This window comes from Granulicella aggregans (assembly GCF_025685565.1).
Taxonomy (GTDB): Bacteria; Acidobacteriota; Terriglobia; order Terriglobales; family Acidobacteriaceae; genus Edaphobacter; species Edaphobacter aggregans_B.
The window spans coordinates 280,311-306,016 of sequence record NZ_JAGSYE010000003.1 but is presented as its reverse complement, the minus strand read 5'-3'; the positions used below and the strand labels follow the sequence as shown (position 1 = coordinate 306,016).

Here is a 25,706-nt window from a genome sequence, read left to right as displayed (position 1 = left end):
ACAAAGCGCAACCTGCGCTTATGGGTCGCGGTACTCGCGGCGCTTGAGTTCCCGAATTGCCTGCTCATGGCCTTGAAGCGCGGCCTGGCGGGTCCAGTGGCGGGACTGCGTGTAGTCGTGCTCCACGCCCTGGCCGGTGGCGTAGAGGTGGCCTAGCTGGAACTGGGCTTCGGCGTTGCCCTGGTCGGCGGCCTTGCGATACCACGAGGCCGCCTGCGCGTAGCTGAGTGGGACGCCCTGGCCGATGTAGTAAAGGTCTGCCAGCTTCTGCTGGGCTTCGGGAAAGTTCTGGGTCGCGGCGAGGCGATACCAATAGGCGGCTTCGGCGTTGCTGGGTTCGACGCCTTCGCCCTTGCGGTACATCAGACCGAGGTTGTACTGCGCCCAGGCGAGGTTGCTGTAGGCGGCGCGCTGGCACCAGGCGAAGGCCTCGGCGAAGTTGTTGGCCGCGTAGTAGCGGAAGCTGAGGTTGGCCTGGGCGTAGGCGTGGCCCTGTTCGGCGGCCTTGCGCTCCCAGAAGGCGGCTTCGGCGGGGTCTTGCGGGACGCCCTCGCCTGCGTCGGCACTGGAGTCTTCTTTGGAGTCGAGGAGGGTGCTGAGGAGATACTGCGACTCGGCGTGGCCTTGTTCGGCGGCGAGGCGGAAGTTGGCGGCGGCTTCGGTGAAGTTGCGGGCGTTGTAGTCGGCGACGGCCTGTTTGTAGTGCGGGTTGGAGGCCGCGTTGGCGGCGTCGCGGCGGCCGCGCGCGATGATGCTGGAGCGGGTGGAGTTCAGGGAGAGCGTGGTCCCGGTCGGGATATGTTGCAGCCCGGTCTTATTTTCCATGGGCGCTGATCTGGCGGTCGATGCGCTCGAAGCGCTGGCGGGCGTCGGCGATCTGGTCGCGGAGGCTGGCGGCGAGTTCGGTGAGGAGGTCGCGATGTTCGCGGGCTGCGGCTTCGGCGTCGAGGTGCAGTTGGGCGATCTCGCCGGAGAGGATGGTGTAGCGCTCGGCGTCAAGGGCGGCGATGTCGCGCTCCGCGTGCTGGATCTGGCGGGTGATGCGGAGAAGCTCGGCGGCCTCGTCTTCGCCGGTGATGAGGGCCCCGTTGTTGAGGGCATCGATCTCGCGGTGGTCGTCGAGGAGGCGCTGGAGGGTGTCGGTGTCGCCGCGTTTGTAGGCCTGGTTGGCGAGGGCCATCAGCAGGGTGAAGTGCTTCTGCTCGGCGTCGTCGCGGCCGAAGTCGGGATGGATGCGCTTGGCGACCTCGCGGAAGAGGGTCTTGAGGGTGGGCGGAGGGTCGAACTCCTCGGCTTCGCGGGCCTCGCCGAATGCGGCGTCGTGGGTCTCCTGCGCCTGGCGGCGGGTCTCTTCGGCGCGGCGGCGGGCTGCTTCGGAGTCGTAGAGGGCGACTTCGCGTTCGGCGATGCGGGCTTCGAGGTCGTCGAGCTCGGCGTAGAGAATGCCGACCTGGCGGAGGTAGCGGCCTTCGAAGGTGGTGAGTTGGGCGCGGAGCTGGGCGAGGTCTGATTCGCGCTCTGCAAGTGTGGAGCGGACGGCGGCAAGCTGTTCGCGTCTCGCGAGGAGAACGGCGGCGTCCGGAGTTTGTTGGAGGATGATCTCGGCTGGCATGAGGCTTCCCGTGAGGGCAGGTTTCAGTTTAGCGGAAGGGAGAATCGGATTGCCGGGAAGACGTTGAACGCGAGGCTGTGCCTAGTCCTGATGCGATGACCGCAAGGTTCAGAGATGTGTACGTATCCTAGATTTGTATGCCACGCCCATTTTAACTTTGTATCCTAAGCGCTATGCCCTCCGGCCGTTTTGTCCTGCATCGAACAGCTGTCCTTGTTCTGCTCGCCTTTGCCGCTTCCTGGGCGCACGCTGTGCAGCCAGGTAAAGAGAGCAGGCCTGCCGCCCCTCTTGTGGTGGAGGCGCTTGGCAAGGGAACGGTTCCACTGAGTGGGCCGTGGCAGTTCCACGCTGGAGATGATTTGGCGTGGGCAAGTCTCACGTTCGACAGCTCTGCATGGGAGCAGCTTAGCGCGGACCAGCCCTGGGGCAGGCAGGGACATGCGCATCTTGCAGGCTTTGCCTGGTACCGGATTCCGGTTGTATTCACCCCGACCGCCGGCGTACCGCAGGATATCTCGCTTCTGGTTTCAAAGATCCGCGATTCGTACGAGGTCTATTGGAATGGCAGGCTGATCGGGCACAACGGCAGGCTGCTTCCACGCCCTCTCTGGTACATCTCGCAACCGATGCAGACGTTCTCGCTGGGGCAGGTGCAGAAGGGCGTGCTGGCGATCCGTGTGTGGAAGGCGCCTCTGCTTTCGGACGACTCCGGGGCGCAGGGCGGCTTCGATGAGGCTCCGTTGATTGGAAGCCCTGAAGCGATTGCAACCGCTAAGGCCGCGTATGAGTTTCAATGGCTGCGCAGCCGGCAACTTCACTTTGGCGCCAATCTTCTCTCCGCCGCGATTGCCTTTCTTAGCTTTCTGCTGTGGCTGCGATCTCCGCGCCGGTGGGTCTTGTTCTGGACGGCGGGCTTTGCGATTGCGCAGCCCGCGATTCTGCTGCTGGTGAATGCGCACCTGGGCTTGCCGTACTCGGTGGCCATGGGGGTCGGACAGCCGCTGACGGCCATGCAGGACATATCGCTCTGGTTTCTTATTCTCTGGCTGCTTTGTCTCCATGAGAACCGCGCGTTTTGCCGGATGACGCGGATACTGTCTGCTATTTACATCGCTAGCTCCGTATTGGATGGAGTGCTGGTTGCTGTGAGTTGGAATCCGCAGTGGACCCGGCTTGCGCAGATCTTCGACGCAGTGTTGACGATCCTCATTCTTCCGCTGGAAGTCTTTCCGCTGGTCCTGGTGGGGTATGCGCTCTTCAAGAGAAAGAACTTTGATCCTGCGCGGTGGCTGGTTGCCATCCTGGCGTTGCTGGATGAGATGTTGCTGGTCTTCAGCTACGCGGTAAAGCAGGGGCGCCAGTTCACCGGATGGACGATCGCGGAAAAGATCGACTCGCCGCTCTTCTTTGTTGATGGCAATGGCATTTCGGTCAGCACGATCGCCGGAACACTTCTGCTGGTCGCGATCGTTTACGCGGTCTATGACAACATTCGCGAGGACCAGCGCCGCCAGGGTGTGCTGGAGCTGGAGAAGATGGAGCTACAGCACGAGAGCGAACGGATGCGTCACTACGCCGAGCATGATGGTTTGACCGGTCTGTTGAATCGCCGCGTAATCGTCGAACGGCTGGGCGAAGAGATGATTCGCTCGCGTCGCGATGGGACACCGCTCAGCGTGATCCTTGCCGATGTGGACCACTTCAAGAAGGTCAACGACAACTTCGGCCACCTGGCGGGCGACCTGATCCTGAAAGAGGTCGGAAACATCTTCTCGCGCACCCTGCGTTCTTATGACTGCGTTGGAAGGTATGGTGGCGAAGAGTTTCTCATCATCCTGCCCAATTGCGAGCTGGAGAGCGCGCTTCTGCGCGGCGAAGAGCTGCGAGTGGCTGTACAGACGGCTCGCATTACGGACGGCGAGACGTTGCTGCAGGTGACCTCGAGCTTTGGCGTGGCGTCGCTGCTTCCGTCGCACGAGGATTACGAGACGGTGCTCCGAGCGGTTGATGCGGCGCTCTACCGGGCTAAGAGCGAGGGACGCAACTGTGTTGTCCAGGCTGAGATGGATACCTCGGTATGCAATCGCTAATCGCTTGATTTTTGGGCTCGTTGAAAAAGGGCTGAAATAGAATGAAAGCTGTACCCCAGCGGCTAAAGCCGCATTGCAATTGAAGCGCCTACGGCACGGCTGAAGCCGTGCCCTTAAGCGAAGCCGGGTATCTCAACGAGTCCTTGGCATCCACGACAGGAAGTTCTTGGCATCAATGACAAAGACCAGAGATGCTGTCCCTTTTCCATGACTTGAAGGTGCTCATGGTTTCTGGATACAGCGTCTCTGGTCTTGTGATGTTGCCGGTGTTAGGGATGAGAGTCGGTGCGAGCTTTTCTTACTTCTTTGCGTCTCCATCTCCGAGAAGCGACGATTGCTCTGCGAAGGCTTCTTCGGTGCTGGTGCGGACCTTCTTGACGATGCCGGTCCACACGGGATTGGTCGTCGAGGGATCGAAGGTCCCATCGGCCAGAGCCGCCTCGTAGGCTGCGCTGCGTTCCAGGCCTCGCATGTAGGCGGGCAGCTCCTTCACCAGCTTGAAGGCGGCCGCGATGACCACACCGACATCGTCTCTGAGTTCATCCGGAATGGAGGCGTAGACCTCCGGCTTGTGCTCCTCGATCCACTGGAAGGCGACGGGCATGACGAAGGAGCTTACCCAGTCGCCATAGGCGTTCAGGGCTTCCATGCCGCCAATCCAGGACGGATGCGTCTCCCAGTCGCGGGGACCACAGGGAACGGGGGGCTTGGGACCGGAGGGAGGACAGTAATCGCAGAGGTTTTTCTGATGCCGCATTCGCTACTCCAAGGGTGCGAGCACTAGGAAACGGCTCGGTACCGGGGTTATGAGAGTCCTTGTTTTTGTTCGGGCAAATCCGCAGTGTGGGACATCGATGAGTGCCTCAGCGTGGTCCCAGTACCCAGGGTTGGGTCAGTGTAGCGAAGAATGTCTCGGTGTTCAGTCAGACCAAAGTGTTACTTCGAGCACTGCCTGAACCTAGTTAGTACGTAGTCCCGATGCGATCACTGCTGCGAGTAGAAATCCGGCGGAGGTGAGGACCAATGCGGGGCCTATACCGTGGGTTTGGGAGAGGCGGCCTATGGTGAAGGGCGCTGCGGCGCTGGCGATGCGGCCCAGGTTGTAGGCCATGCCCATGGCTCGGCCACGGAGGGCGGTGGGGAAGGCCTCGGCGGCGATGACCGAGAAGCCCGAGAAGAAGCCGGTGCCGAAGAATCCTACCAGCGGGCCGAGGAGAAGGACTGTTATTGCGCTGCCTGTGAGCGTGTATAGGGGAACCAAGGCGGCTGCTATGAGCAGGTAGGCGATATAGACGCGCTTGCGGGGGAAGCGGTCTGCCAGAACGCCGAAGAGCGTGTAGCCGAGGAAGGTTCCAGCCTGCATGAGGATGGTGAAGGTGGAGGTGCGGACGATGTTGAGGCCGTGGCCTCCTTGAGCGACGGGAAGCGAGAGGAAGGCCGGGACCCACGAGAAGAGCCCCCACCAAGCGAAGAGGGAAGCGGCGTTCATGCTGGTGATGATGAGGGTGGGGCGGAGGAGGGGTTTCTGGAAGAGTTGTTTGAAGGAGGTTGTCGGGGCTAAGTGTGGCGGCGAGACCCACTCATCGCGATGGTGCTGCGATGAATGGGGCACACAGTTGGTGGCTGGGCTGAGATCTTTCAGGGCTGTGGGTTCGTGGACTTTGCGACGGATCCAGAGTGTGACGAGAGCGGGAGCCATGCCGATGAGGAAGACGGCGCGCCAACCGAGGTGGGAGTCGAACCGGGGCATGATGAGCGCGGTGATGGCGGCGGCGAGCGCATAGCCTATCGCCCAGGCGCTTTGGACGAGGCCGAGGGCTCGGGCGCGATGGCTGGTGGGCCAGGTCTCGGCGACGAGGGCGGCTCCAGCGGCCCACTCGCCACCCATGCCGAGGCCGAGGAGGACGCGGCATGCAGCGAGTTCCAAGGCGGAGTGGGTGAAAGCGCAGAGGCCGGTGGCGAGGCAGTAGACGAGGATGCTGGCGGAGAGCGCCCGCGTCCGGCCGAAGCGGTCGGCGACGAAGCCGAAGAAGATGCCTCCGACGGCGGCGGAGATAAGCGTGAGCGACATGATGCCGCCTGCGGTGGCGGCTGATATTTTCAGGTCTTTCTCGATTGCCGGGATGAGGAGCGAGAAGAGCATGACGTCCATGCTGTCGAGCATCCAGCCGAGAGAAGCGGCGATGAGGGTGTTGCGGCGGGTTGGATTCTTCGCTAGTTCGAGGAAGGTCTCGGTGGGCATGGGATATGGGGATGGTAACGGATGAGTGGGCGGGAGCGGTTCGTGCTTCGCACGAATGTCCCACCCATCGCCAAAAACAAAGGCGCGATGGATGGGGCACCCAGTGTCCGGCGCCCGAAGAGCAGAAGCAGATTCCCTTCGGGAATGACAAAGAAGTTTAGGCTGGTGGGATGCGGGTTGCGATCGATAGCGGAGGGACGTTTACGGATTGCGTCTATGTAGAGGACAGAGTGCTGAAGGTGTTGAAGATGTTCTCGACGCCGGAACGGCCTGGGGATGCGGTGCTTGCGGCCGTGGTCGCTGCGGTGGGTGAGTCAGGTTCGGTGCCGGAGGTGCGGCATGGGACGACGGTGGGGACCAATGCGATGCTCGAGCGCAAAGGGGCCCGGGTGGCTTATGTGGCGACGTCGGGGTTCGAAGATGTGATCGCGATTGGGCGGCAGGCTCGGCCGAGCCTTTACGACTGGATGCGGTCGCCACTGCCTTGTGTCGTTCCGAAGGAACTGCGGTTCGGAGTGAACGAGCGGGTGACGGCGGAGGGCTTGGTGCTGCGGTCGCCGACCGATGCGGAGTTGCGGGAGTTGATAGAGAAGATCAAGGCGAGCGGCGCGGAGGCGGTCGCGGTGTCGCTGCTGTTCGGGTTTGCGAACCCGGTGAATGAGCGGGCAGTGGCTGAGGCGCTGAAGGAACTTGGCGTGCCGGTGTCGGTCTCGCATGAGATTCTGCCGGAGTTTCGCGAGTATGAGCGTGGCGCGACGGTGGTCGTGAATGCGTATCTCGCGCCGAAGATGAGCGGGTATCTGACGGCGCTTGAAGTGGGTCTGGGCGAGAGATTTCCCGGGGCTTCGCTCGGTGTGATGCAGTCTTCAGGAGGGATCGTGCCGGCTCGGCTGGCGGCGCGGGAGCCAGTGAGGACGGTACTCTCGGGGCCGGCAGGCGGGGTGATGGGAGCTTGGCGGGTGGCGCGGGCTGCGGGATTTTCAAAGATCATCGGGTTCGATATGGGTGGGACTTCCACCGATGTTTGTTTGATCGATGAAGCCGGGCCGAGGACGACGAACGAAGCGATCGTTTCCGAGCTGCCGGTGAGCGTGCCGATGCTCGATATTCATACGGTGGGCGCGGGCGGAGGGTCGCTGGCGCGGTTCGATGCGGGCGGGGTGATGCATGTGGGGCCGGAGTCTGCGGGTGCGGTGCCGGGGCCGATCTGTTACGGCAAGGGCGAGCGGGCTACGGTGACGGATGCGAATCTTGTGCTGGGGCGGCTCGATGCGGAGCTGTTCCTGGGCGGTGCCGTGAGGCTCGATCTGGAGCGGGCGCGGGAGTGGATGGGGCGGGAGTGTGAAGCACTTGGCGTAGAGAAGTATGCCGCAGGGATCGTTCGGCTGGCCGAGGCTGCTATGGAGAAAGCAATCCGCATGATCTCTGTCGAGCGTGGATACGACCCGCGAGAGTTTACGCTGGTGGCGTTCGGCGGGGCGGGGCCGCTCCATGCGTGCGCGCTTGCAAAGGCGTTGAGGATTCCAAGGGTGCTGGTGCCGGTGATGCCGGGAGCGCTGTCGGCGCTGGGGATTCTGATGGCGGACGTGGTGCGGGATTATTCGCGAACGGTGATGTCTGCGATATCGGGCGATTTTGATTTGCAACGATTGAAGTTACATTTTGATTCGCTTGAGGCGAAGGCTGCGGCGGAGTTCCGAGAGGAGCGATTAGTTGGCGAGAGTGAACGGTCCGTCGATCTGCGGTATTTGGGACAGGGATATGAGTTGAATGTGGCAGCGGGTGAGGGGATGATGCAGGCTTTTCATGCTCTGCATAAGAAACGATTTGGGTATGCGGATCAGGCGAGGGCGGTGGATGCGGTGACGGTCAGAGTGCGGATGACGGCTCGGAGTGAGGCGATCGATTTGCCTGTGAGCGAGGTGCGGGATGGAGATGGTTCGCAGGCGGTGGTGAAGTCGCGACCGATCTTCTTCGATGGTGAGTGGTTGGAGAGTAACGTGTACGACCGTGCTTCGCTCCGGGCAGGGGATCGCTTCATGGGGCCTGCGCTGATTACGGAGTACAGCGCGACGACCGTAATGCCGCGAGGATGCGAGGCGCATATAGATAAGTTCGGCAACGTCGTGATTGAGGTACAGCCATGATCTACAACAAGATCGATCCGGTCGAACTGGCGGTGTTCAAGAGCGCAACGCACTCGGTGGCCGAGGAGATGGGTGCGGTGCTGCGGCGTACTTCGTTCTCGCCGAATATCAAGGAGCGGCGGGACTACTCTTGCGCGGTCTTCGATGGTGATGGGGCCGTGGTGGCGATGGGCGACCATATGCCGGTGCATCTGGGGTCGATGCCGATGTCGGTGCGGGCAGCGATCGATGCGGTAGCGATGGGGCCGGGGGATGTGGTGGTGTTGAACGATCCCTATGCGGGAGGAACGCATCTTCCGGATCTGACGATGGTGCTGCCGGTGTTTGTTGAGGGCGAAACTGCGCCGATGATGTATGTTGCGGCGCGGGCACACCATGCGGATGTGGGCGGGATTTATCCGGGCTCGATGGGGCTTTGCCGGGAGATCTACCAGGAGGGTTTGCGGATTCCGCCGGTGCGGATTGTGCGAGGCGGCGAGGTGGTGCGTGATGTGATGGCGATCATCCTGTCCAACGTGCGGACGCCGATGGAACGCGAGGGCGATCTGATGAGTCAGATTGGGGCTTGCCGCGTCGGGGCCGAGCGGGTCGGCGAGTTGATCGCCAAGCATGGCGTAGCGCGGCTGCGGGAGTTGATGCGGGGGCTGCTCGATTACTCGGAAGAACTGATGCGGGCGGAGATCGCGAAGGTGCCGTCGGGGAGATATGAGGCGGAGGACTTTCTCGACAGCGATGGGTTTGAGGATGAGCCAATACGGATTGCGGTAGAAGTGACGTTCGATGCGGAGGCGCGGGCCGTGACGGTGGACTTTGCGGGATCGAGCGCGCAAGTTCGGAGCAGCATCAATGCGGTGTACGCGATCACGTACTCGGCGGTGTACTACGTCTTTCGGTGTCTGCTGGCTGAGGACGCGCCGGCGACAGCAGGGTTGATGCGGCCGGTGAAAGTGATTGCGCCCGAGGGATCGATAGTGAATGCGATGCTGCCGGCGCCGGTGGCAGGCGGGAACGTTGAGACTTCGCAGAGGATCGTCGATGTGTTGTTGCGGGCACTGGCGCAGGCGATGCCGAAGAGGATTCCTGCCGCTAGTTCGGGGACGATGAATAATCTGACGATTGGCGGAGTTGATCCGCGTAACGGACGGAGCTTTGCGTACTACGAGACGATTGCGGGAGGGATGGGAGCGCGGCCCGGAGCGGATGGGGTCTCGGGGATTCATACGCACATGACGAACTCGTTGAACACGCCGGTGGAGGCGCTGGAGTATGCGTATCCGCTGCGCGTGCGGCGGTATGGCTATCGGGACGGATCGGGCGGGGCGGGCGAGTTTTGCGGTGGCGATGGGATCGTGCGGGAGATCGAGATGCTGGGAGAGGCGCAGGTGACGCTGCTGGCGGACCGTCGCGTCTTCGCGCCGTATGGGCTGAAGGGCGGCGATGCGGGGTCGCTGGGAAGGTCTTCGCTGGTGTCTGGGGATGAGACTAAGGAGCTGCCGGGGAAGTGCTCAGTGGCGGTCAAGGCGGGAGACGTTGTGCGGGTGGAGTCGCCCGGTGGGGGTGGGTGGGGCTCGGTGGGGTGAAAGGGGTTCGTGCTTCGCACGAATGTCCCACATCTCCCACGCGAGATTTGGGGCACCCGGTTTTATGGGGTTGGGGTAGACAGTTTGGCCGGGGCTAGGGCGATAAGGACTATGCCGATAAGGGCAAGGACGGCTACGCCGATGAGTTCGCGATGGGCGATCATGTCGCGCATGGCCTGGGTGGCCATCAGGGCAGCGTGGGCGAGGCTGGACCATGCGGTGAAGGCTATGAGGCTACGATGCGCGGAGGGATTGCGGATGGCAAGCAGAAGGAAGACGCCGAGCGTGACGTAAAGGCTCAGCATCATGGAGAGCGCTGGCTCCTGGCGGATGAAGAGGATCATCGGGTAGGCGAGCAGAAGGAAGATTGTGCCGGTGATGCCGAGGGTGATTTTGAGGGGCATGTGTGGTCTCCCGTATTTGTGGGTAGTACGGGGATGACCTTGCAGGAGTTCCGTGGTGGTTTACCCATCCATCGCATAAGGCGCGATGGATGGGGCACCCGGACTTGCGGCGAGGCTACTTTGCTGGTGTGTTGAGGTGGTCGAAGTTCATGATGGCGTTGAAGACGAGGTTGTAGCTGCCGATGGTTTCGCCACGGTAGACGGGGTTGTTGGCAAAGAGAAGGACGTTCCCGGTGCCAAGGTGAGCGTCGATGACGATGGCCCGTTCTGCGATGGAGCCTGATTTGTCGAGCAGACCGGAGAGCAGGAGATTCTTGCCGTCGTTGAAGCGGAGGATGACCTCGGGGCGCTGGGCGGCAGGGATGAGCTGCGGGTTGTTGCGCATCTGCTCTTCGTTGAGCGGTCGTGGTTGCCAGGGCTGCTGCTTGGGCAGGATGACGGGGTCGACCGTGACACGGCCCTGCACGGTGTCGGACTCGTCGGGGCCGCCGCGACCGGTGGGGCGGCTTTCGTAGGGGTCGAAGAGTGTGCGGCCACCGGCGCGGCCGTAGGTGTTGCTGACGTTGAAGGCCATGCCGTTGGCGCTCATGACCGGGAGTGTCTTTCCGTAGCCATAGGCGATGGGGCTGGAGGTGGAGACGAAGACGCTGGAGAGGACGGTGCCGGTGACGCGGACGTCGTTCGTCGACGCGATGCTGACGCCGGGGGCGAGGCCGGTCTCGGCGGCGAATTGGGCGGTGTCTTCGCAGGTGATGAGGAGGCCGCCCTTGGCGACGAAGTCCTTGAGGTGTGCGAGGCCGGTGTAGCCGAGGCCTGGGCGCATGTCGGCGGTGGAATCTAGCAGGCCCATGTTGGGCGTCAGGTCGGTCTTCTGCCATGGCATGGGGTTGGTGGCTGAGTTGATGGGGACGCCGTCGATGATCTGTTGTGCGGAGGCGCGGCCTACGGGGGCGAAGACGATGACGTCGTATTTGCCGCGGAGGTCTTCTTCGGCGGAGACGGTTTGCGTGTTGATGTAGCTGAAGGGGACGCCGGCCTTGTCGAAGGCGAGACGCCACCAGCCTTCGGTCTGAGTACCGAGCCAGGTGTGCATGAAGGCCACGCGAGGAGCGGCGACGGGATGGGTCGCGACGCTGGGTTTATCGGCGAGCTTTGTGGCGTTGAGCGAGAGCTTCTTGAGGATCGGGGAGAGGTCGGTGTCGCTTGTGCTAGAGATGAGAAGTGAACCTGCGGGGAAGGAGTGGCCTTCGGAATCGAAGGACTTTTCGGTGCTTTCGACGTGTGCGGACTTGGCGGCGTAGAGCAGTGCCAGGAGGCTGGTCTGGCCGGTGTTGGCGATGGCGTAGATTGTGCCGGTGCCGGTTACATTTCCTGCGGCGGCGCTTAGGTCGGTGACGGAGGACATCTTCGACTTGAGGATGACGGGATCTACGACGCGGAAGCTCTTGACGTTGAAGAGCTGGGAGAAGCTCCAGCCGGTGTCATCGTAAGGGTGCTTCTGCGGGTCGTCGGGTGCCCAGTACTGCTTGTCCAGTAGAGCGTCGGCGATGCGGGAGTAGGGCTGGTCGAGGCGGATGACGTAGCTGCCGGCAGGGAAGGTCTTTTCTTCGGTCTTGTTGTGCGTGTCAGCTTCCGGCTTTTCTTCTGGTTTCTCTTCGGTCTTGTTTGAGGGCTTTTCAGACTTCTTCGAGACAGGAACGGCGACGGTGACAGGCTCGCTGAGTTGGCTGATCTCTACGTGCTGGAGTTGCATGACGCTGAGAAGCTGGAGCTGGCGATTGAGCTCTTCCGGCGAGGCAGGAAGGATGTAGGCGGATGGGCCTTCGATGGTGGGCTTGAGGACGCTGCGCTTGCTCTTGAGGTAGTAGTTCTCGAGGAAGTGATGGGTGTTGTGCGAGAAGTAGCTGATGGTCGAGAGGAGCGCGGACTCTTCGTAGTTGTTGTTATCGCGCTGCGACCAGGTGACGACTGGTTGGGGCGGGTTCTGGCGGTACCAGGTGCGGCTGTATTCTTCGGGGTCGAGGATGCGCTTTTCGGTGTCCGCGCCGCCGTTGCCGAAGGTCTCGTAGAGGCGGCTGATGCCATTGTGTAACCCGGCGAGGAACATAAGGTAGCCGGGGCTCCAGGTGTCGAAGTCGCCGTGGGTAAAGACGCCGGGCATGGCGAAGGACTGCATCTGGGCGACGTTGTTCCAGGCGAGGTCGGCCCACTCGTCGGCGAGGAGGGGGTCGATCCAGGCGTTGTAGGGGCCGTCGCCTACGGTGTTGTCGTAGAGGAAGGGAACCGACTCGTGGAGGTCGTGCAGGACCTGGGCGTGGTTGTCGATGTAGGCGTTGAGGACGTTGCGCGTGAGGTTGAGCGTCATACCCATGGCGTCGCGGTTATTGTCATGGGCCACATAGTGTCCCCAATAAGGCAGGCGGGGGTAGATCTGGCCGGGGTGGGCCTTGTGCCACCTGTAGAGATCGACCATGCGGTCGCGGCCATCGACTTCGACGACGGGCGTGATGAGGACCACCATGTGGGAGCGGATGTACTTGATGTAGGGGGAGTCGTCGACGGCGAGGCGATAGGCGAGTTCCATCAACGCTGTTGGCGCGCCGGTCTCGGGCGAGTGGATGGTGCCGGTGATGTAGTAGACGGGGTAGGAGGCGTCGATGAGCGGCTTGGCTTTGGCGTCGTCAAGGCCGATGGTGCGCGGGTCGGCTAGCTTGGCCAGGCGGGCTTCGTTTTCTTTGTAGGTCTTCAGCAGAGCTTCGTCGGCTACGGCAACGGCGATCATCTCGCGGCCCTCTTCGGAGTGGCCGATGGTGGTGACCTTCACGCGCGGGCTGGAGGCTTCAAGCAGGCGCATGTACTTGTAGACGTCTTCGGCGTAGGGGAGCATGTCGGGCGCGCCGGCGATGTTGCCGAGGACTTTTTCCGGGGTGGGCACGGTCTTCGAAGCGGGGAGGTAGTCGACCAGGTGCGAGGTGAAGTGCGGGTCGGTGGTGTACTCGTGGATCTTCGCGGTGTAGGCGTCGTCGATGGGCTGGTGAGGGTCGCGGGCGAAGGTGTCGTTGAGGGTGCTCTGAGCGAAGGCGGAGGTGCTGAGGAGTGCGGCGACGAGGAGCAGAGGCTTCATGGATGACCCGTTTCGTGAGGTATGGGGGTTGAAAGGTTCGAGCGGCTTGGGTGATGTCAGCTCTATCGGGGTCCTTCGACTACGCAGTTCGCGATGAAGCCGCGAACTGCTTCGCTCAGGATGACGGATATTACTTTTACTCGTAATGCTTGCAAGCCCGATCCGGCTTGCTCATTGCAATGCTGCACGTTTTGCGATCCGCAGGTCATTTCTTTGGCATGTATTCGTCGCGGAGGCGGGTTTGGCGGGTCTCCATGGGAATGGAGACGCCATCGATGAAGACCTGCTTCACGTCGGTGCGGACGTCGAGTGGGTCGCCGTTGGCGATGACGATGTTGGCGGTCTTCCCCACGTCGAGTGAGCCCAGCTTGTCTGCCATGCCCCAGATCTCTGCTGGGTAGAGGGTGATGGACTTCAGCGCGTCGTCGTAGGGCATGCCGTAGGCTACGGCCATGCCGGCCACGTAGGGAAGGTTGCGTAGAGACTGCGCGCTGCCTGCCCCGCCGGAGTCGCCGGGGAGGAGCGTGACCTTTACGCCCCGCTTCGTCAGTTCGGCGGGCAGGGTGTAGACAGCATCGAAGCGCTCGTTGGCGTGGGGGAACTCATAGATGGGGCCGAACATGACGGGCACATGCCAGGCGGCGATCTTGTCGAGGATCTCCTGGCTGTGGGTGACGTGCGCGAGGACGATCTTGAGGTGGAACTCCTGCGCGAGTGCGTAGGCGACTTCGATGTCATGGCCTTCGTCAGCGGTGACGATAACGGGCTTCTGGCCCTTGAGGTAAGGGATGAGGGCTTCGTTCTTCAGGTCGAACTTGGGTGGGTCGGACTTCTTGTCTTTGCTGTCTTTCGCTCCGGATTTCTTTGCGGCGGCATCTTTGTTCTGCATGTATTCGGTGGCGTCGATGAGGGCCTGGCGGAGCTGCGTGATCTCGCCCATGCGGGTCGATGGGAACTTGTCCTTGCGTTTGGGGTTTGCGCCGAAGTTCATCGGGAGCGCTATGTCTTTTGTGAGGATCATGGCGTCGCGATCGCGGCCTGCGAGCTGGATGAACATCGATTGACCAGGCATCGTATCGGTGTCGATGGGAGCGACGATGGCGTTGGTGATGCCGTTGAATCGGGCGATGGGGATGTGCTCGGTCTCGGCGTGGAAGGCGTCGTAGACGTGCATGTTGGGGAAGATCTCTTCGCTGGTCTCGACGAGGTCGTTGTTGACGTCGTCGGAGGCGATCTCGCTGAGGCCGAGGGTGGATTCAGAGGCGATGAGGCCTGGGTATACGGTGAGGCCGTGGGCGTCGACGATGGTTGCGCCGGTGGGGACTTTGACGGATGCGGCGGGGCCTACGGCGAGGATCTTGCCGGACTGCAGCAGGAGGGTGCCGTCTTCGAGGGTGCCGTGGGTGACGGTGAGGAGCTTGCCGTGGATGATGGCGGTGATGCCGGTGGGTGGTGTGGTGTCGACCATGCGGGCCTGGGCGTGGGCGGCTGTGGTGGGGATGAGAAGGGCAAAGACGAAGGCAAGGGCAACAGCAAAAGAAGAAGCAGATTCCCTTCGGGAATGACAAACACAAGAGCGGGAATGACAAACAAGAGAACGAGAATTACGGGCGGAAAGCATTAGTTGCCTCCTTCGTCGGAGCCGTCGTGGGAGCCGCCGGACTCGGCGTCGTGCATGACGCCGTTGAAGTGCGGTGTGCCGAAGCCTTTAAAGCTGTTGTCGAAGAAGAGGTCGCCGTCGATGTAGACCTTTTCGGCGCGGGCGTAGGTGGAGAGCGGGTCCATGTTCCAGATGACTAAGTCGGCGTCCTTGCCTACGTCAATGGAGCCTGTGTGGTCCTGCACGCCGATGATCCATGCGGGATTCAGCGTGACCATGGCGATGGCTTCGTCTTCGGTTGCGCCACCGTAGTGGACCATCTTGCCGGCCTCTTGATTCAAGCGGCGGATGTGGTCGTTGGAGTCGCTCTTGAGCGCCACGCGGACGCCTTGGCGCATGGACATCACGGCGTTCCAGGGGATCGCGTCCCAGGCTTCGTCCTTGTAGCCCCACCAGTCGGCGAAGGTGGCGATGGCGGTGTCGTCCTTGGCGATCTTGTCGCCGACCTTGTACATCTCGAGGGCGTGGTGGAAGGCGCGGATCTTGTAGCCGTACTCTTTGGCGATGGCCTCTTCGGTCAGGAACTCGTCGGCGCGGTAGCAGTGGATCTGGACGTAGAGCTTGCCGTTCAGGACGTCGGCGAGGGCTTCTAGTTTGAGGTCGCGATGGGGGGTGACGAGGTCCTTATCGCCCTTGGCCAGCTTGGCGTTGTAGTCGTCCCACTCCTTCTTGTAGACCTTTGCGTCCTCGAAGGACTGGCGCATGATTTCGAAGTTGCCCATCCTTGTGGACGGCAACTGATTCCGAGAACCATAGACGCGCTTGGGGTTCTCGCCGCTGGCGAACTTGATGGAGCGCGGGGCGTTGGGGAAGAGAAGCTCTTCGCGGCTGAGGCCGAACTTGTTCTTGATGACGACCGCCTGGCCGCCGATCATGTTGGCGGAGCCGTGGAGAAGAAGCTCGGTCGTGACGCCGCCGGCAAGGGCCTGGTAGAGCGCCTTGTCGGTGCTGTCGAAGGCGTCGATCATCATCATGCTGGGCGTGACGGGGCTGGTTGCCTCGTTAACATCGTTGCCCAAGGCCGAGTGCGAGTGGGGATCTATGATGCCGGGGGTGAGGAATTTGCCGGTGGCGTCGATGACCGTGGCACTGGAGGGGGCGTTGACGGTTGCGCCGACGCCAGCGATCTTGCCGTTGTGGACCCAGACGCTGCCTTGAGTAATGGTGCCGTGCGAGGCCGTCATGACGGTGGCGTTCTTGATGACGAGGTCGGGGAGGGATTGGGCGGCGGCGGGGATTGCAGCGGAGATGAGGCAGAGGGCGATGCGGGCACGATTCAAGAGGAGTACCTCCAAATCTGATGTGGTGCGGGTTCGAACAGATCGCCTGGTGGCAGAAAGCTACGCAGAGCTGTGGTGAGTCGAAAGCGTCGGGATCCTTCGACTACGCCACTCGCGATGATGCCGCGAGTGGCTTCGCTCAGGATGACAGTGGTTGTAGTGTTGACGGGGTTGACGGAGGCGCTGAGGAAAGTGTTTCAGCGCCAGCCGTCGATTGTGGAGTTAGAAGGGGATGTCGTCGTCGGTGATGCCGGTGTCGCCGTAGTCAGGTGCGCTGACCGGCGCGGACTGGTTGTAGCTGGTGGAACTGGATTTGGAGTAGCCGCCGCCGCTCGATTCGCCGCCCTGCTTGCTGCCGAGGAGGGTGAGTTCGTTGACGAGGATCTCGGTGCGGTACTTCTTCTGGCCGGACTCCTTGTCGTCCCAGGAGCGCGTCTGGATCTTGCCTTCGATGAAGAGCTGGGTGCCCTTCTTGACGTAGTCGCGGACGACTTCGGCGGTGCGCTGGAAGCAGACGAGGTTGTGCCACTCGGTCTTGTCGGCCCAGTTGCCCTGAGCGTCTTTGGCGCGGTCGGCGGTGGCCAGGGTGAAGCTGGCGATGGTCATGCCGCCTGCGGTGGCGCGGATCTCGGGATCTTTGCCTACGTTGCCGAGAAGAAGAACTTTGTTGACGCCTTTTGCCATGGTGATGTGCTCCAATTTTCTGCTGGTTTCAGAGGTTGAGGATACTACAGACCGCGTGGGTGCTGGGTTAGGGCCCGGTAGAGGGTTGCGAGGGGTTCGAGCGCGAGCGATTCGGCGCGGGCCTGTGGGGGGATTTCGGCGGGCCAAGCGGCGGCGAGTGTTTCGGGGTCGTAATTGGCGGCGCGGAGGTTGTTATGAAGCGTCTTTCGCTTCTGGGCGAAGATCTGCTTGAGGAAGCTGTCGAAGCCAGTGGGGTCGACTTGAAGCTCTTCGAAACGCGGGGCGAAGTGCAGCCGGAGGACGGTGGAAAAGACGTCCGGCGGAGGATTGAAGGCGGATGGTGGAAGGGTGAAGAGGTTGTCGACCTCGGCGTTGACCTGGGTTGTGGCGGCGAGGAGTCCGTACTCCTTCACCCCGGGCGAGGCGGAGAGCCGGTCGGCAACCTCGCGCTGCATCATCAAAACAGCACGCGTGAGCAGACCGGCGCGGCCGGCGGCGAAGAGTTGGAGCAGGATGTCGGAGGTGATGTAGTAGGGGAGGTTGCCGATGACGTCTGCTGTTGCGCCTTCGGGAACTAACGCAGCCAAGTCAGTTTCGAGGACGTCTCCCTGGACGATTGTCACATTGGGCTGTTCGCGAAATTTGAAGGTAAGCTCAGCGGCCAGCGAGTGGTCGAGCTCGAGCGCGATGAGGCGCTGGGCGCGAGGGGCGAGCAGCGAGGTGATGGCTCCGTGGCCGGGGCCAATCTCAAGGACAGTGCGGTTGGAGATGTCGCCGAGAGCGTCTACGATGGCGTGGCGGACGTTGTCGTCGACGAGGAAGTTCTGCCCGAATTTGGGTTTGCGCTTGTTGGACATTGCTTTGTATAGAGTAGTGCCTGTGGTGGTTTCAGCCTGCACGGAGCCGTCTGATTGACTCACGCCATGAAAGTTTCCATACTTTGATGATGGAGGGCTGTCGCGATGAACATCACGCTTGAGATTACGCCGCAGGCGCAGGCTGAGCTGGCTCGCCAGGCCGCGATCACCGGCTGTGGTGTGGAGGCTCATGCCGCTTCTCTGCTTGAAGAAGCACTGCACCTTTCGCCGCCCGCGAATGGGACGACTCCTGTAGTTCCTTTAGGCAGAAGTTTGGTCGATGTGTTCGCCAAGGCGCGAGGATTGTTTGCCGAGAGCGAACTGGACTTCAGCCGTGATGCTTCACCCGGGCGCCCGGCTGAGTTGTCGTGATTCGGGGATACCTGCTGGACACGAATGTGCCTTCGGAGTTGACGCGGCCGTTGCCTGAGCCTCGGGTAACCGATTGGCTAGCGGCGCAGAATGATCTTCACCTGAGCGTGGTCAGCATTGGTGAACTGCGAAAAGGGCTCTCCCTGCTGGCTCCCAGCAAACGAAGAACACAACTAGAAGATTGGTTCGCTGAGTCGCTGCTGCCGCTGGTTGCGGATAGAATTCTGCCGGTAACGCAGGCGGTTGGTGATCGGTGGGGCACGATGAGCGCGGATCGGCAGCTCCAGGGAAAGCCGCTGGCGATGGCTGACGGCTTGATCGCTGCTACGGCAGTGGAGTATGAACTTACGTTGGTGACGCGCAATGTGAAAGACTTTGATGGCTTAGGCTTGACGATTCTGAATCCATGGCAAAGGCAGGGTTGAAGCATCGCGCGAAAGCGTAGAGGATGAAGTGCATGGTTATCGTGTTTGCAGCATCGGAGTGCGCGCCCTGGGCGAAGACGGGTGGACTGGCGGACGTGGTTGCGGCTCTGCCGAAGGCGTTGGTGGCGCTGGGGCATAAGGTCAGCGTGTTTATCCCCTACTACCGGCAGGTGGCGAAGCTGGCCCCGGAGTGCCCGGTGGTGCAGCCGAGCGTGACGATCCCGTTTCCGCACTACAACCGGTTTGTCCAGATTCTGGACGGTGGCGTGAAGGATGGCGTCCAGCTTTACTTTGTCGCGAACTCGGAGATGTTCGACCGCGATAGCTTTTATGCGACGCCGGGCGGCGACTACCTCGACAACGCAGAGCGGTTTGGACTGTTCAGTCGCGCGGTCATCGAAGCCACGAAAGTCTTAGGCGTTCCCGACGTCTTCCATGTGCACGACTGGCAGACAGCGATCCTGGCGGTGCTGCTACGCTCGACTTACTTCTTCGATCCTGTGCTGAAGGGCGTTCCGGCAGTGTTGAGCATCCACAACGCCGGATATCAGGGGTGGTTTCCGCCGTCGACGATGGAGCTGCTGCTGCTGCCGTGGGACATGTTCACCTTCGACAAGCTGGAGTCGTATGACTCGGTGAACTTCCTCAAGGGCGGCGTGTTGTATGCGGACGCAATCACGACCGTCAGCCGCAAGTATGCCGAAGAGATTCAGACCTCAGAGTTTGGCAATGGGCTGGAGGGGATTCTGCAGCGGAGGAGTTCGGACCTGTTCGGGATTTTGAACGGCGTCGACTACGCGGAGTGGGACCCGGCGCACGACTCGAACATCGCGGCGCACTATACGGCGGAGAACCTGGCCGGGAAGAAGAAGTGCCGCGAAGATCTGCTGCATGCGTTTGGGTTGAATGACGTTGCGGAGACGACGGCGGTCATCGGTGTGGTCTCGCGGTTTGCGACGCAGAAGGGCTTCGACTTCATCGTTGCCATCATGGACCGACTGGTGCAGGAGGACATGGTGCTCGTCATCCTGGGCAACGGCGAGGAGTACTACGAGCGCCTGCTGACGGAGACGGCGAATCGCTTCCCGGGCAAGGTGCGCGTGCAGGTGAAGTACGACAATGTGATCGCGCACAAGATCGAGGCGGGATCGGATATGTTCCTGATGCCTTCGCGGTACGAGCCCAGCGGATTGAACCAGATGTACAGCCTGCGCTATGGGACGATTCCCGTCGTCCGCGCGACGGGCGGCCTCGAAGACACCATCGACGAGCGCCACGGCGGACAGGGGAACGGGTTCAAGTTCTGGGGCTACAACCCAGAGGACCTGCTCGACGCAATCAAGCGGGCGCTGGCGACCTTCCAGAACAAGGAAGAGTGGACCGGCATGATGAAGCGCGGGATGGCGCAGGACTTCAGTTGGGAGCATCCAGCGAAGGAGTATGTGCGGGTCTACGAGCGGGCGGTGAATAACCGAAATTAGTACCGATTTCAGGCGTTCTCACCCTCCTGCCTGTCATCCTTTCCCCCTGCCCCTGACATCCTTACCCCTTACCCCTTACCGCTTGTCATCCTTCGATGGTCCCGATCACAGCCTTATCGTGATCGTGACCATCGGAGGATCTGCTTCTCCTCCTGCCCGCTCATAAGGCGGAGTCTATGTTTGTGAGACTCGGCGCTTCAGCAGATAGTGGATCGGGATGCCGCAGAGGATGATCGCCAACCCGACCAGCGAGTTGCGCGGGTCGTTGTAGATGGAGAAGACAGCGATGCCGATGGCCGCGAGGATGAAGATCGCGGGCAGGATCGGGTAACCGATCATGCTGAAGGGGCGGGTGGCCGGGTCGTCGCGGCGGCGGAAGACGAAGACCGTCGAGACGGTCAGGCCGTAGAAGAGCCACATCGCGAAGATGGCGAGCGAGAAGAGCGCCTGGAATCTCCCAATGAACAGCAGCAACAGCGAGGTCAGCGTCGCTTGAAGGATGAGCGACGTGTCGGGCGTCTTGAAGCGCCGGTTCACGTGGGCGAGGCCTTCGAAGAAGAGGCCGTCGCGGGCGGCGGCGAAGGTGACCCTCGCTCCTGATAGGGACGACCCGACGAAGGTCGCGGCCATGCTGACCGACATGCCGATGGTGACCAGCGCCGCTCCCCAATGACCGGCGACGAGGCGCATCGCGTCGACCGTCGGGCGATCGGCGAGAGCGATCGCGGTGGCGGGAAGGACGTACTGGATCGCCGCGTTGGTCAGCATGTAGAGCGCGCCGACGATGGCGATTCCACCCACCAGCGCCAGGGGCATCGACCGCTGCGGATTCTTGACCTCGCCGGCCATCTGGGTCACGTCGGACCAGCCGTCGTAGGCCCACAGAGCGGCGATCAGCGCGACCATGAAGCCGGTGAGGCCGCCTTTCGCGCCGGTGAAGGAGGTCGCGAAGTTGTGCCAACCGCCGTGGTTGCCGGCAGCGAAGAAGCAGAATCCGGCGATGACGACGATCAGCAAACCTTTCAGCCATGTCAGGACGAGCTGGACGTTGGCGGACTCGCGCGTGCTGAGGATGTTGAGCAGGGTGATGGCCCAGACGACGCCGATGCCGACGACCTGGCTCCACAGCAGAGGGCCGGCCTCCCCGATTCGAAAGGCGGGCTGCGAGAAGAAGCTGAAGACTTCGAACGACCCGAGCACGCGGGTGAGCCCGGCGACGATGGTGGCCAGCGAGGCGGGCTTGCCGATCGAGATCCACGACCACATATAGAGGAAGCCCATGAGGTCGCCGTATGCGGCTTTAATGAAGGCGTACTCGCCGCCGTAGAGCGGGCGGGCGGCGGCGATCTCGGCGTAGGTCATGGCACCGAAGAGCGAGAGCAGGCCGCCGACGATCCAGACGGCGTAGACCATGCCGGAGGAGCCGACGGCGGCCATCATCTCTCGGGGGACGAGGAAGATGCCGCTGCCGATGATGATGCCGACCACGATGGAGGTGGCGTGGGAGGCGTTGAGGACGCGCGGGAGCTCGTGGGTGGAGGGTGGCTGGGGCATGTGGGTTGTGTGGAGGGTAGCACAGGGGGTGGAGCGTGGTAATTCAAAACGTTCATCGGGACGGACCTAAAACCAGCAGCAGGCACCCCAGTGGTATTAGGCTCATCCGGGTTGCAGTGAGATGGCTAATTTCATTCCTCGTCAATATCCTCAGTCTCTTTGAGCAGTTGTGCCTCCGCGTTGCTCGGGGCGGCCGCGAAGAACTCTTCAAGAGTCAATCCGTCTAAAACAGGTGCGTTTCTGCATTGTTCTTTCGAGTTGCTAGCAGTGACATCGATTTCGCGGAATCTGTTCGCCAGCTTACGCAGATTGGCGTAAGCTCCGATGTCAATCATGTACGCTGTGAATGTGCCCGGTTGCGACTTATGCGTCAACGCATTGCCAACGAGGTGAATGATTCTGTAGTCAACCAGGCGGTTCAGCAGGTCTCTTATTGCGCTGCGTTCTTGAAGAGTTCTATCGGCTACAAGAAACACATTGTTTTTTCTATCTAGGCAGAGCTTCCTGATTGCATAAATACCGCGTATGAGGACGTCGTGGTCTTTCTCTTCCGAATCAGCCTTTAGTTCCTCAATTCTGTGCTGAAAAGTGCTGAGGCTGAGCACTCTCACGTCGTCCTTCCCGATTCGCTCATCACCCGCCGGTTTCTCCGATAGCGCTTCGAGCAGCAGAGAGAGAAAATCGCGTGGTACCCCTCCCGAAGCCAGAACTAACCGGTTGAATCCTTCTCCTTTGAAAAGCGCATCCGCTTCATTTTTCTTCATCCCTGCCTTGTTAGCGTACTCGTACAGAATCTTGCGGATCTGCTCCGAGGTCTTCTTGAAATCAGCCAGAGTGTAATCAATATTTATAGGCTGATAGTCGTGACGTTCCTGAGCTCCAATCGGCTGTTGGTGACGATCAGCATATAAAGAACTTGCATGACGAAGGGTACCGATTTTGAAGAAAAGTGGAACATCTTTGCATAGACGGTGAACATAATCTGCGACATAAGGCTGTATTGGGCGCCTCAGCTGATAAAAATCATCCAGTTCCACGAAGATGACTTCTACCTTTTGGGACAATACAAAAAACTGTTCAATAATCCTCTTCAAACGTGGAAGGATCTGGTTGAGTTCGCGGATCTTATCGTCAAAGGTCTCATATTCCGCTTCAATCGATTTCTTTTGTGTGCTGGATAGGCCGAGATCTGCCTGAAGGTGGGGAACGCCGCCCTTTGCCCCAATGGACTTTTTATTCTCGACTTCCGCTTTGCTTTTGACTTTTTTTGTTATCTCATCTTCCTTGGCGCGGAGAGTAGAGAGCTCGCCTCTCAGTTCGCCAACCAGAGTTTTCAGCTTTTTCTTCTTCCCAAACCATCCTCCAAGATGTGTCTCAATCTCGGTAAAGACGGCGTCTAGAATCTCGACTAATACGTTAGGGAACGAGTGATGCTTGTAATCTTCGCAGTTGATATAGATTGCACGGATTTTCTCATCGGTGCCCTTACGCACCTTCTCCAGTAGCAGGCTCTTACCGCATCCGCGCCGTCCAAACACAACGTGATTCTGCTTTGTCGTGGCGTCAGCGAGAGCGTGAGTCACGTCGACATAGTCGATTTGAATCGATGCTCCCTTCTGAATTCGGGAGTTTTCCTGGATTAACTTTCGCAAATTCGCAATAGGGGCAGACAAGTCGATCCTCCGGTCACGGAAGTGCTTTGTTGAAGATTCTTCCTATTCTAGGCTCCAAAAGAGAAACAGCGTTGGGTAGTCTCTACAAAATCTGGCGACCTCTCACTCCGGCACGACTGCTCTTGGGATGCAACCCTCCACTCAGAGCGTGCGCGGTGCGCACTCTCGAAAAAACCCATAGCTGATCTGGCCGCTTTAGATAGCTCAAGAGGCTGAGGGCGAGCGCGCGGATAAGACGAGTGCGAAGGCTCCGGAGGCGGAGTCGCTTGGCGCGGAGTTCTGGAGCAAGGCTCGGGTGGTGATGCTGCGTGGGAAGACGTCGGTGCATCTTCGTCTGGACAGCGATGTGGTGGAGTGGTTCAGGGCGAACGGGAAGGGCCACCTGACTCGGATGAACGCGGTGCTCAGGGCTTATGTGGATGCTCAGAAGTAAGGGGTTCGTGCTTTGCACGAATGTCCCACCCATGGCCAAGTGCGAGCCATGGATGGGGCACCCGGGCGCGATGGATGGGGCACAGGGCTCGGGCTGTGCGGGCAGGATGGTTCGAGCCGCATGGGTAGCGCGGACACCCTCGGGATCCTTCGCTTCGCTCAGGATGACGGAGCCTAGAATGGATCACGAAGGAATCAGAAAAAATCCTTCTTGGACGGCCATTGTTCGAGCAGGCTGAACCTGTGGCCGTCGGCGTCGAGCTTGCGGCCAGTGCAGAGGAAGATCGTCTTGTGTTCGAAGGGCATGGAGTAGGTCGTGCCGGTGTGGCCGACGACCTCGACGTGGTCGCAGAAGTTGAGAAGGTGTTCGCGCGTGGTGTGCTCGACGACGATCATGGAGTCGCCGTTGTAGCCGTGCGGGCCCCAGAGGAAGTAGTTGTTCTGGCCGGAGAGAGCGGGCGGGAGATTGTGGCCGAGGAAGTCGACGGCTCCGGCTTCGCCGTAGTTTTCGGCGACGATGCCGGTGATCTTCTGCTGCTCGGGTGGGAGCGAGTCGTAGACGCGCTGGATCTGGTCGACCTCCTCCTGCCAGCCGAAGCGGTCGGCGAAGAACTGTGGGAGCGGGCCGCTGGAGTTGGTCTCGGAGTTGGTGGTGATGTGGTCGAGGCCGGTGGCGTGGGTGTAGGCGAGCCACTGCGCCGGCGGCATGAGCGGGAGGGCGAGCGGGAGGATGAAGATCGCTCCGAGGACCAGGATCGTCGCGTAGATGGGGAAGGCGATGGCGCGGTCTTGTCTCACCCATTTACGCGCGGCGAACTGTGCCTCCCAGGCGATGCCGCCAGCGGCAAAGAGGATGGGGTAGACGGGCGAGACGTAGTAGTCCTTGGCGTGCTCGAGCATCATGATTGCGAAGAAGAGGACGAAGGTGATGCCTAGCCAGCGGTCTTCTTTCCTGCGAAGAAGGCGGACTAATCCAGCCACCCAGATGAAGGCCAGCAGCGGGCCCATGTTGAGGATTTGCTTGAGGGTGAAGGCTATGGGTGAGAGCTTGATGCTCTTGTTGCCGAGCTGACCGTTGCGGAGGAACTCGAGCGTGGGCCAGTGATTGTGGATCTGCCAGAGAAGGTTGGGCAGGGCGATCAGGATCAGGACGGCGGTGCCGATGGCGGCCCACTTGGTGAAGAGGATGCGGCGCTGCGGGGTGAGGATGAGGGCGATCAGGAGGGCGATGAGGAAGAAGGTCATCGAGGGCTTGTTGAGGACGCCGATGCCGCCGGAGATGCCGAAGAGGAGCCAGAGTTTTTGGGAGTTGGCGTCGGCTTCGTTTTTGAGGAGCAGGATGAGGGCGAGGAGGCAGGTCATCCAGAACATGGACTCGCAGGAGTTCATGGAGAGGAAGCTGTCGGTGCCGAGGTACTGGGGGACGAGCAGGACGCCGAGCATGGCGAGGCCTTGCGCGGGCCGGCGGCCTCCGAGGGCCCAGGCGAGGATGCCGGTGAGGAAGATGCGGGCAGCTCCGGCGAGGGCGGAGAGGAAACGCAGACCGGCTAGTGACCGGCCGAAGAGGAGCTCCGAGGCGCGGGCCTGGAGGGCGACGATGGGGCCGTGGTCGACGTAGCCGAAGTCGAGATGGCGGCCGCAGGCGATGTAGTAGAACTCGTCGCGGAAGTAGCCGTAGCCGATGTGGGCCTCCCACAGGTTGGCGGCCACGTGGAGGACGAGTTTGATGGCGGCGAAGAGGAGGGCCAGACGCAGGGCGGCGTGGAGGGTGGGGTCGGCGGGACGGACGACTGTGGTGGCCATGTGCAGGAGGATACGGGATGAAGGCAGGAAAAGTTCGGCTCGAGCTTGATCCCACATCTGGCGATGAGGCCGCCAGATATGGGGCACCCGGCGGCGCGGAGAGTGGGGTCGGCGGGACGGACGACTGTGGTGGCCATGTGCAGGAGGATACGGGATGAAGGCAGGAAAAGTTCGGGGAGTATCGGTGCTTTCGATTCTCGATGAATGGGTGAGGCGGGACCACTCATTCGCGATGAGGCTACGAATGAATGGGGCACAGAGTCTGTGGCTTGGATCCCACATCTGG

At 61.1% G+C, this 25,706-nt stretch carries 21 protein-coding genes; 8 read left to right on the top strand and 13 right to left on the bottom strand.

The annotated features are described in order from the left end of the window. Positions 1–18: 18 nt before the first annotated feature. Positions 19–825, bottom strand: a complete 807-nt coding sequence (locus tag OHL18_RS16645) for a tetratricopeptide repeat protein (RefSeq protein WP_263376001.1) — start codon at positions 823–825, stop codon at positions 19–21. Further along, a complete protein-coding gene (locus OHL18_RS16640) occupies positions 815–1,612 on the bottom strand; it encodes a coiled-coil domain-containing protein (RefSeq protein ID WP_263376000.1) in 798 nt (265 codons plus the stop codon). The genes OHL18_RS16645 and OHL18_RS16640 overlap by 11 nt, the downstream gene beginning before the upstream one ends. 251 nt (positions 1,613–1,863) lie before the next feature. Between OHL18_RS16640 and OHL18_RS16635 the strand changes: the two genes are divergently transcribed. Then, positions 1,864–3,702: a GGDEF domain-containing protein gene (locus OHL18_RS16635; RefSeq protein WP_263375999.1), complete on the top strand. Its 1,839-nt coding sequence runs from the start codon at positions 1,864–1,866 to the stop codon at positions 3,700–3,702. A gap of 298 nt (positions 3,703–4,000) precedes the next feature. Here OHL18_RS16635 and OHL18_RS16630 read toward each other — a convergent pair whose 3' ends face one another. After that, entirely contained in the window at positions 4,001–4,459 is a 459-nt protein-coding gene (locus OHL18_RS16630; RefSeq protein WP_263375998.1) for a hypothetical protein, read from the bottom strand. Between the two features lie 201 nt (positions 4,460–4,660). Beyond that, positions 4,661–5,944, bottom strand: a complete 1,284-nt coding sequence (locus tag OHL18_RS16625; protein WP_263375997.1) for an MFS transporter — start codon at positions 5,942–5,944, stop codon at positions 4,661–4,663. Positions 5,945–6,114: 170 nt separating this feature from the next. On the opposite strand from OHL18_RS16625, the gene OHL18_RS16620 reads away from it, so the two are divergent. Further along, entirely contained in the window at positions 6,115–8,091 is a 1,977-nt protein-coding gene (locus tag OHL18_RS16620) for a hydantoinase/oxoprolinase family protein (protein WP_263375996.1), read from the top strand. Beyond that, on the top strand, positions 8,088–9,671 hold the full coding sequence (locus tag OHL18_RS16615; RefSeq protein ID WP_263375995.1) for a hydantoinase B/oxoprolinase family protein: 1,584 nt from the start codon (positions 8,088–8,090) through the stop codon (positions 9,669–9,671). The genes OHL18_RS16620 and OHL18_RS16615 overlap by 4 nt, the downstream gene beginning before the upstream one ends. Before the next feature lie 62 nt (positions 9,672–9,733). Here OHL18_RS16615 and OHL18_RS16610 read toward each other — a convergent pair whose 3' ends face one another. From OHL18_RS16610 to rsmA, 6 genes are all read right to left on the bottom strand, one after another. Beyond that, complete coding sequence (locus tag OHL18_RS16610) at positions 9,734–10,075, bottom strand: DUF6632 domain-containing protein (RefSeq protein WP_263375994.1); 342 nt, start codon at positions 10,073–10,075, stop codon at positions 9,734–9,736. Between the two features lie 115 nt (positions 10,076–10,190). Continuing rightward, positions 10,191–13,199 (bottom strand): M14 family zinc carboxypeptidase, encoded by a 3,009-nt coding sequence (locus OHL18_RS16605; protein WP_263375993.1) that lies wholly within the window; start codon positions 13,197–13,199, stop codon positions 10,191–10,193. A gap of 205 nt (positions 13,200–13,404) precedes the next feature. Beyond that, on the bottom strand, positions 13,405–14,667 hold the full coding sequence (locus tag OHL18_RS16600; protein WP_263375992.1) for an amidohydrolase family protein: 1,263 nt from the start codon (positions 14,665–14,667) through the stop codon (positions 13,405–13,407). A 152-nt stretch (positions 14,668–14,819) separates the two neighbouring features. Then, complete coding sequence (locus OHL18_RS16595) at positions 14,820–16,139, bottom strand: amidohydrolase (RefSeq protein WP_263375991.1); 1,320 nt, start codon at positions 16,137–16,139, stop codon at positions 14,820–14,822. Between the two features lie 222 nt (positions 16,140–16,361). After that, positions 16,362–16,823: a single-stranded DNA-binding protein gene (locus tag OHL18_RS16590; protein WP_263375990.1), complete on the bottom strand. Its 462-nt coding sequence runs from the start codon at positions 16,821–16,823 to the stop codon at positions 16,362–16,364. 44 nt (positions 16,824–16,867) lie between these two features. After that, positions 16,868–17,680, bottom strand: coding sequence for a 16S rRNA (adenine(1518)-N(6)/adenine(1519)-N(6))-dimethyltransferase RsmA (gene rsmA, locus OHL18_RS16585; protein WP_263376570.1), 813 nt, complete (start codon positions 17,678–17,680; stop codon positions 16,868–16,870). A 105-nt stretch (positions 17,681–17,785) separates the two neighbouring features. Here rsmA and OHL18_RS16580 point away from each other — a divergent pair, with 105 nt between their 5' ends. The 3 genes from OHL18_RS16580 to glgA are packed head-to-tail and all read left to right on the top strand — an operon-like array spanning position 17,786 to position 19,958. Further along, entirely contained in the window at positions 17,786–18,052 is a 267-nt protein-coding gene (locus OHL18_RS16580) for a hypothetical protein (protein ID WP_263375989.1), read from the top strand. Then, positions 18,049–18,477: a type II toxin-antitoxin system VapC family toxin gene (locus tag OHL18_RS16575; protein WP_263375988.1), complete on the top strand. Its 429-nt coding sequence runs from the start codon at positions 18,049–18,051 to the stop codon at positions 18,475–18,477. The genes OHL18_RS16580 and OHL18_RS16575 overlap by 4 nt, the downstream gene beginning before the upstream one ends. A 32-nt stretch (positions 18,478–18,509) precedes the next feature. Further along, positions 18,510–19,958, top strand: coding sequence for a glycogen synthase GlgA (gene glgA, locus OHL18_RS16570; protein ID WP_263375987.1), 1,449 nt, complete (start codon positions 18,510–18,512; stop codon positions 19,956–19,958). Positions 19,959–20,132: 174 nt separating this feature from the next. Here glgA and OHL18_RS16565 read toward each other — a convergent pair whose 3' ends face one another. Beyond that, a complete protein-coding gene (locus OHL18_RS16565) occupies positions 20,133–21,512 on the bottom strand; it encodes an APC family permease (RefSeq protein WP_263375986.1) in 1,380 nt (459 codons plus the stop codon). Between the two features lie 131 nt (positions 21,513–21,643). After that, a complete protein-coding gene (locus tag OHL18_RS16560) occupies positions 21,644–23,185 on the bottom strand; it encodes a Cdc6/Cdc18 family protein (RefSeq protein WP_263375985.1) in 1,542 nt (513 codons plus the stop codon). Positions 23,186–23,384: 199 nt separating this feature from the next. Between OHL18_RS16560 and OHL18_RS16555 the strand changes: the two genes are divergently transcribed. Beyond that, positions 23,385–23,618, top strand: a complete 234-nt coding sequence (locus OHL18_RS16555) for a BrnA antitoxin family protein (RefSeq protein ID WP_263376569.1) — start codon at positions 23,385–23,387, stop codon at positions 23,616–23,618. 194 nt (positions 23,619–23,812) lie between these two features. Here OHL18_RS16555 and OHL18_RS16550 read toward each other — a convergent pair whose 3' ends face one another. After that, on the bottom strand, positions 23,813–25,420 hold the full coding sequence (locus tag OHL18_RS16550; protein WP_263375984.1) for an ArnT family glycosyltransferase: 1,608 nt from the start codon (positions 25,418–25,420) through the stop codon (positions 23,813–23,815). A 17-nt stretch (positions 25,421–25,437) separates the two neighbouring features. Here OHL18_RS16550 and OHL18_RS16545 point away from each other — a divergent pair, with 17 nt between their 5' ends. Next, complete coding sequence (locus OHL18_RS16545; protein WP_263375983.1) at positions 25,438–25,578, top strand: hypothetical protein; 141 nt, start codon at positions 25,438–25,440, stop codon at positions 25,576–25,578. The last annotated feature ends 128 nt before the right edge of the window (positions 25,579–25,706 follow it).

What these genes read in the sequence shown, in the direction of transcription:
- OHL18_RS16645 (WP_263376001.1), bottom strand. Translation starts at nt 825, where the DNA reads ATGGAAAATAAGACCGGGCTGCAACATATCCCGACCGGGACCACGCTC.
- OHL18_RS16640 (WP_263376000.1), bottom strand. Translation starts at nt 1,612, where the DNA reads ATGCCAGCCGAGATCATCCTCCAACAAACTCCGGACGCCGCCGTTCTC.
- OHL18_RS16630 (WP_263375998.1), bottom strand. Translation starts at nt 4,459, where the DNA reads ATGCGGCATCAGAAAAACCTCTGCGATTACTGTCCTCCCTCCGGTCCC.
- OHL18_RS16625 (WP_263375997.1), bottom strand. Translation starts at nt 5,944, where the DNA reads ATGCCCACCGAGACCTTCCTCGAACTAGCGAAGAATCCAACCCGCCGC.
- OHL18_RS16620 (WP_263375996.1), top strand. Translation starts at nt 6,115, where the DNA reads ATGCGGGTTGCGATCGATAGCGGAGGGACGTTTACGGATTGCGTCTAT.
- OHL18_RS16615 (WP_263375995.1), top strand. Translation starts at nt 8,088, where the DNA reads ATGATCTACAACAAGATCGATCCGGTCGAACTGGCGGTGTTCAAGAGC.
- OHL18_RS16610 (WP_263375994.1), bottom strand. Translation starts at nt 10,075, where the DNA reads ATGCCCCTCAAAATCACCCTCGGCATCACCGGCACAATCTTCCTTCTG.
- OHL18_RS16605 (WP_263375993.1), bottom strand. Translation starts at nt 13,199, where the DNA reads ATGAAGCCTCTGCTCCTCGTCGCCGCACTCCTCAGCACCTCCGCCTTC.
- OHL18_RS16600 (WP_263375992.1), bottom strand. Translation starts at nt 14,667, where the DNA reads ATGGTCGACACCACACCACCCACCGGCATCACCGCCATCATCCACGGC.
- OHL18_RS16590 (WP_263375990.1), bottom strand. Translation starts at nt 16,823, where the DNA reads ATGGCAAAAGGCGTCAACAAAGTTCTTCTTCTCGGCAACGTAGGCAAA.
- rsmA (WP_263376570.1), bottom strand. Translation starts at nt 17,680, where the DNA reads ATGTCCAACAAGCGCAAACCCAAATTCGGGCAGAACTTCCTCGTCGAC.
- OHL18_RS16580 (WP_263375989.1), top strand. Translation starts at nt 17,786, where the DNA reads ATGAACATCACGCTTGAGATTACGCCGCAGGCGCAGGCTGAGCTGGCT.
- glgA (WP_263375987.1), top strand. Translation starts at nt 18,510, where the DNA reads ATGGTTATCGTGTTTGCAGCATCGGAGTGCGCGCCCTGGGCGAAGACG.
- OHL18_RS16565 (WP_263375986.1), bottom strand. Translation starts at nt 21,512, where the DNA reads ATGCCCCAGCCACCCTCCACCCACGAGCTCCCGCGCGTCCTCAACGCC.
- OHL18_RS16550 (WP_263375984.1), bottom strand. Translation starts at nt 25,420, where the DNA reads ATGGCCACCACAGTCGTCCGTCCCGCCGACCCCACCCTCCACGCCGCC.
- OHL18_RS16545 (WP_263375983.1), top strand. Translation starts at nt 25,438, where the DNA reads ATGAAGGCAGGAAAAGTTCGGCTCGAGCTTGATCCCACATCTGGCGAT.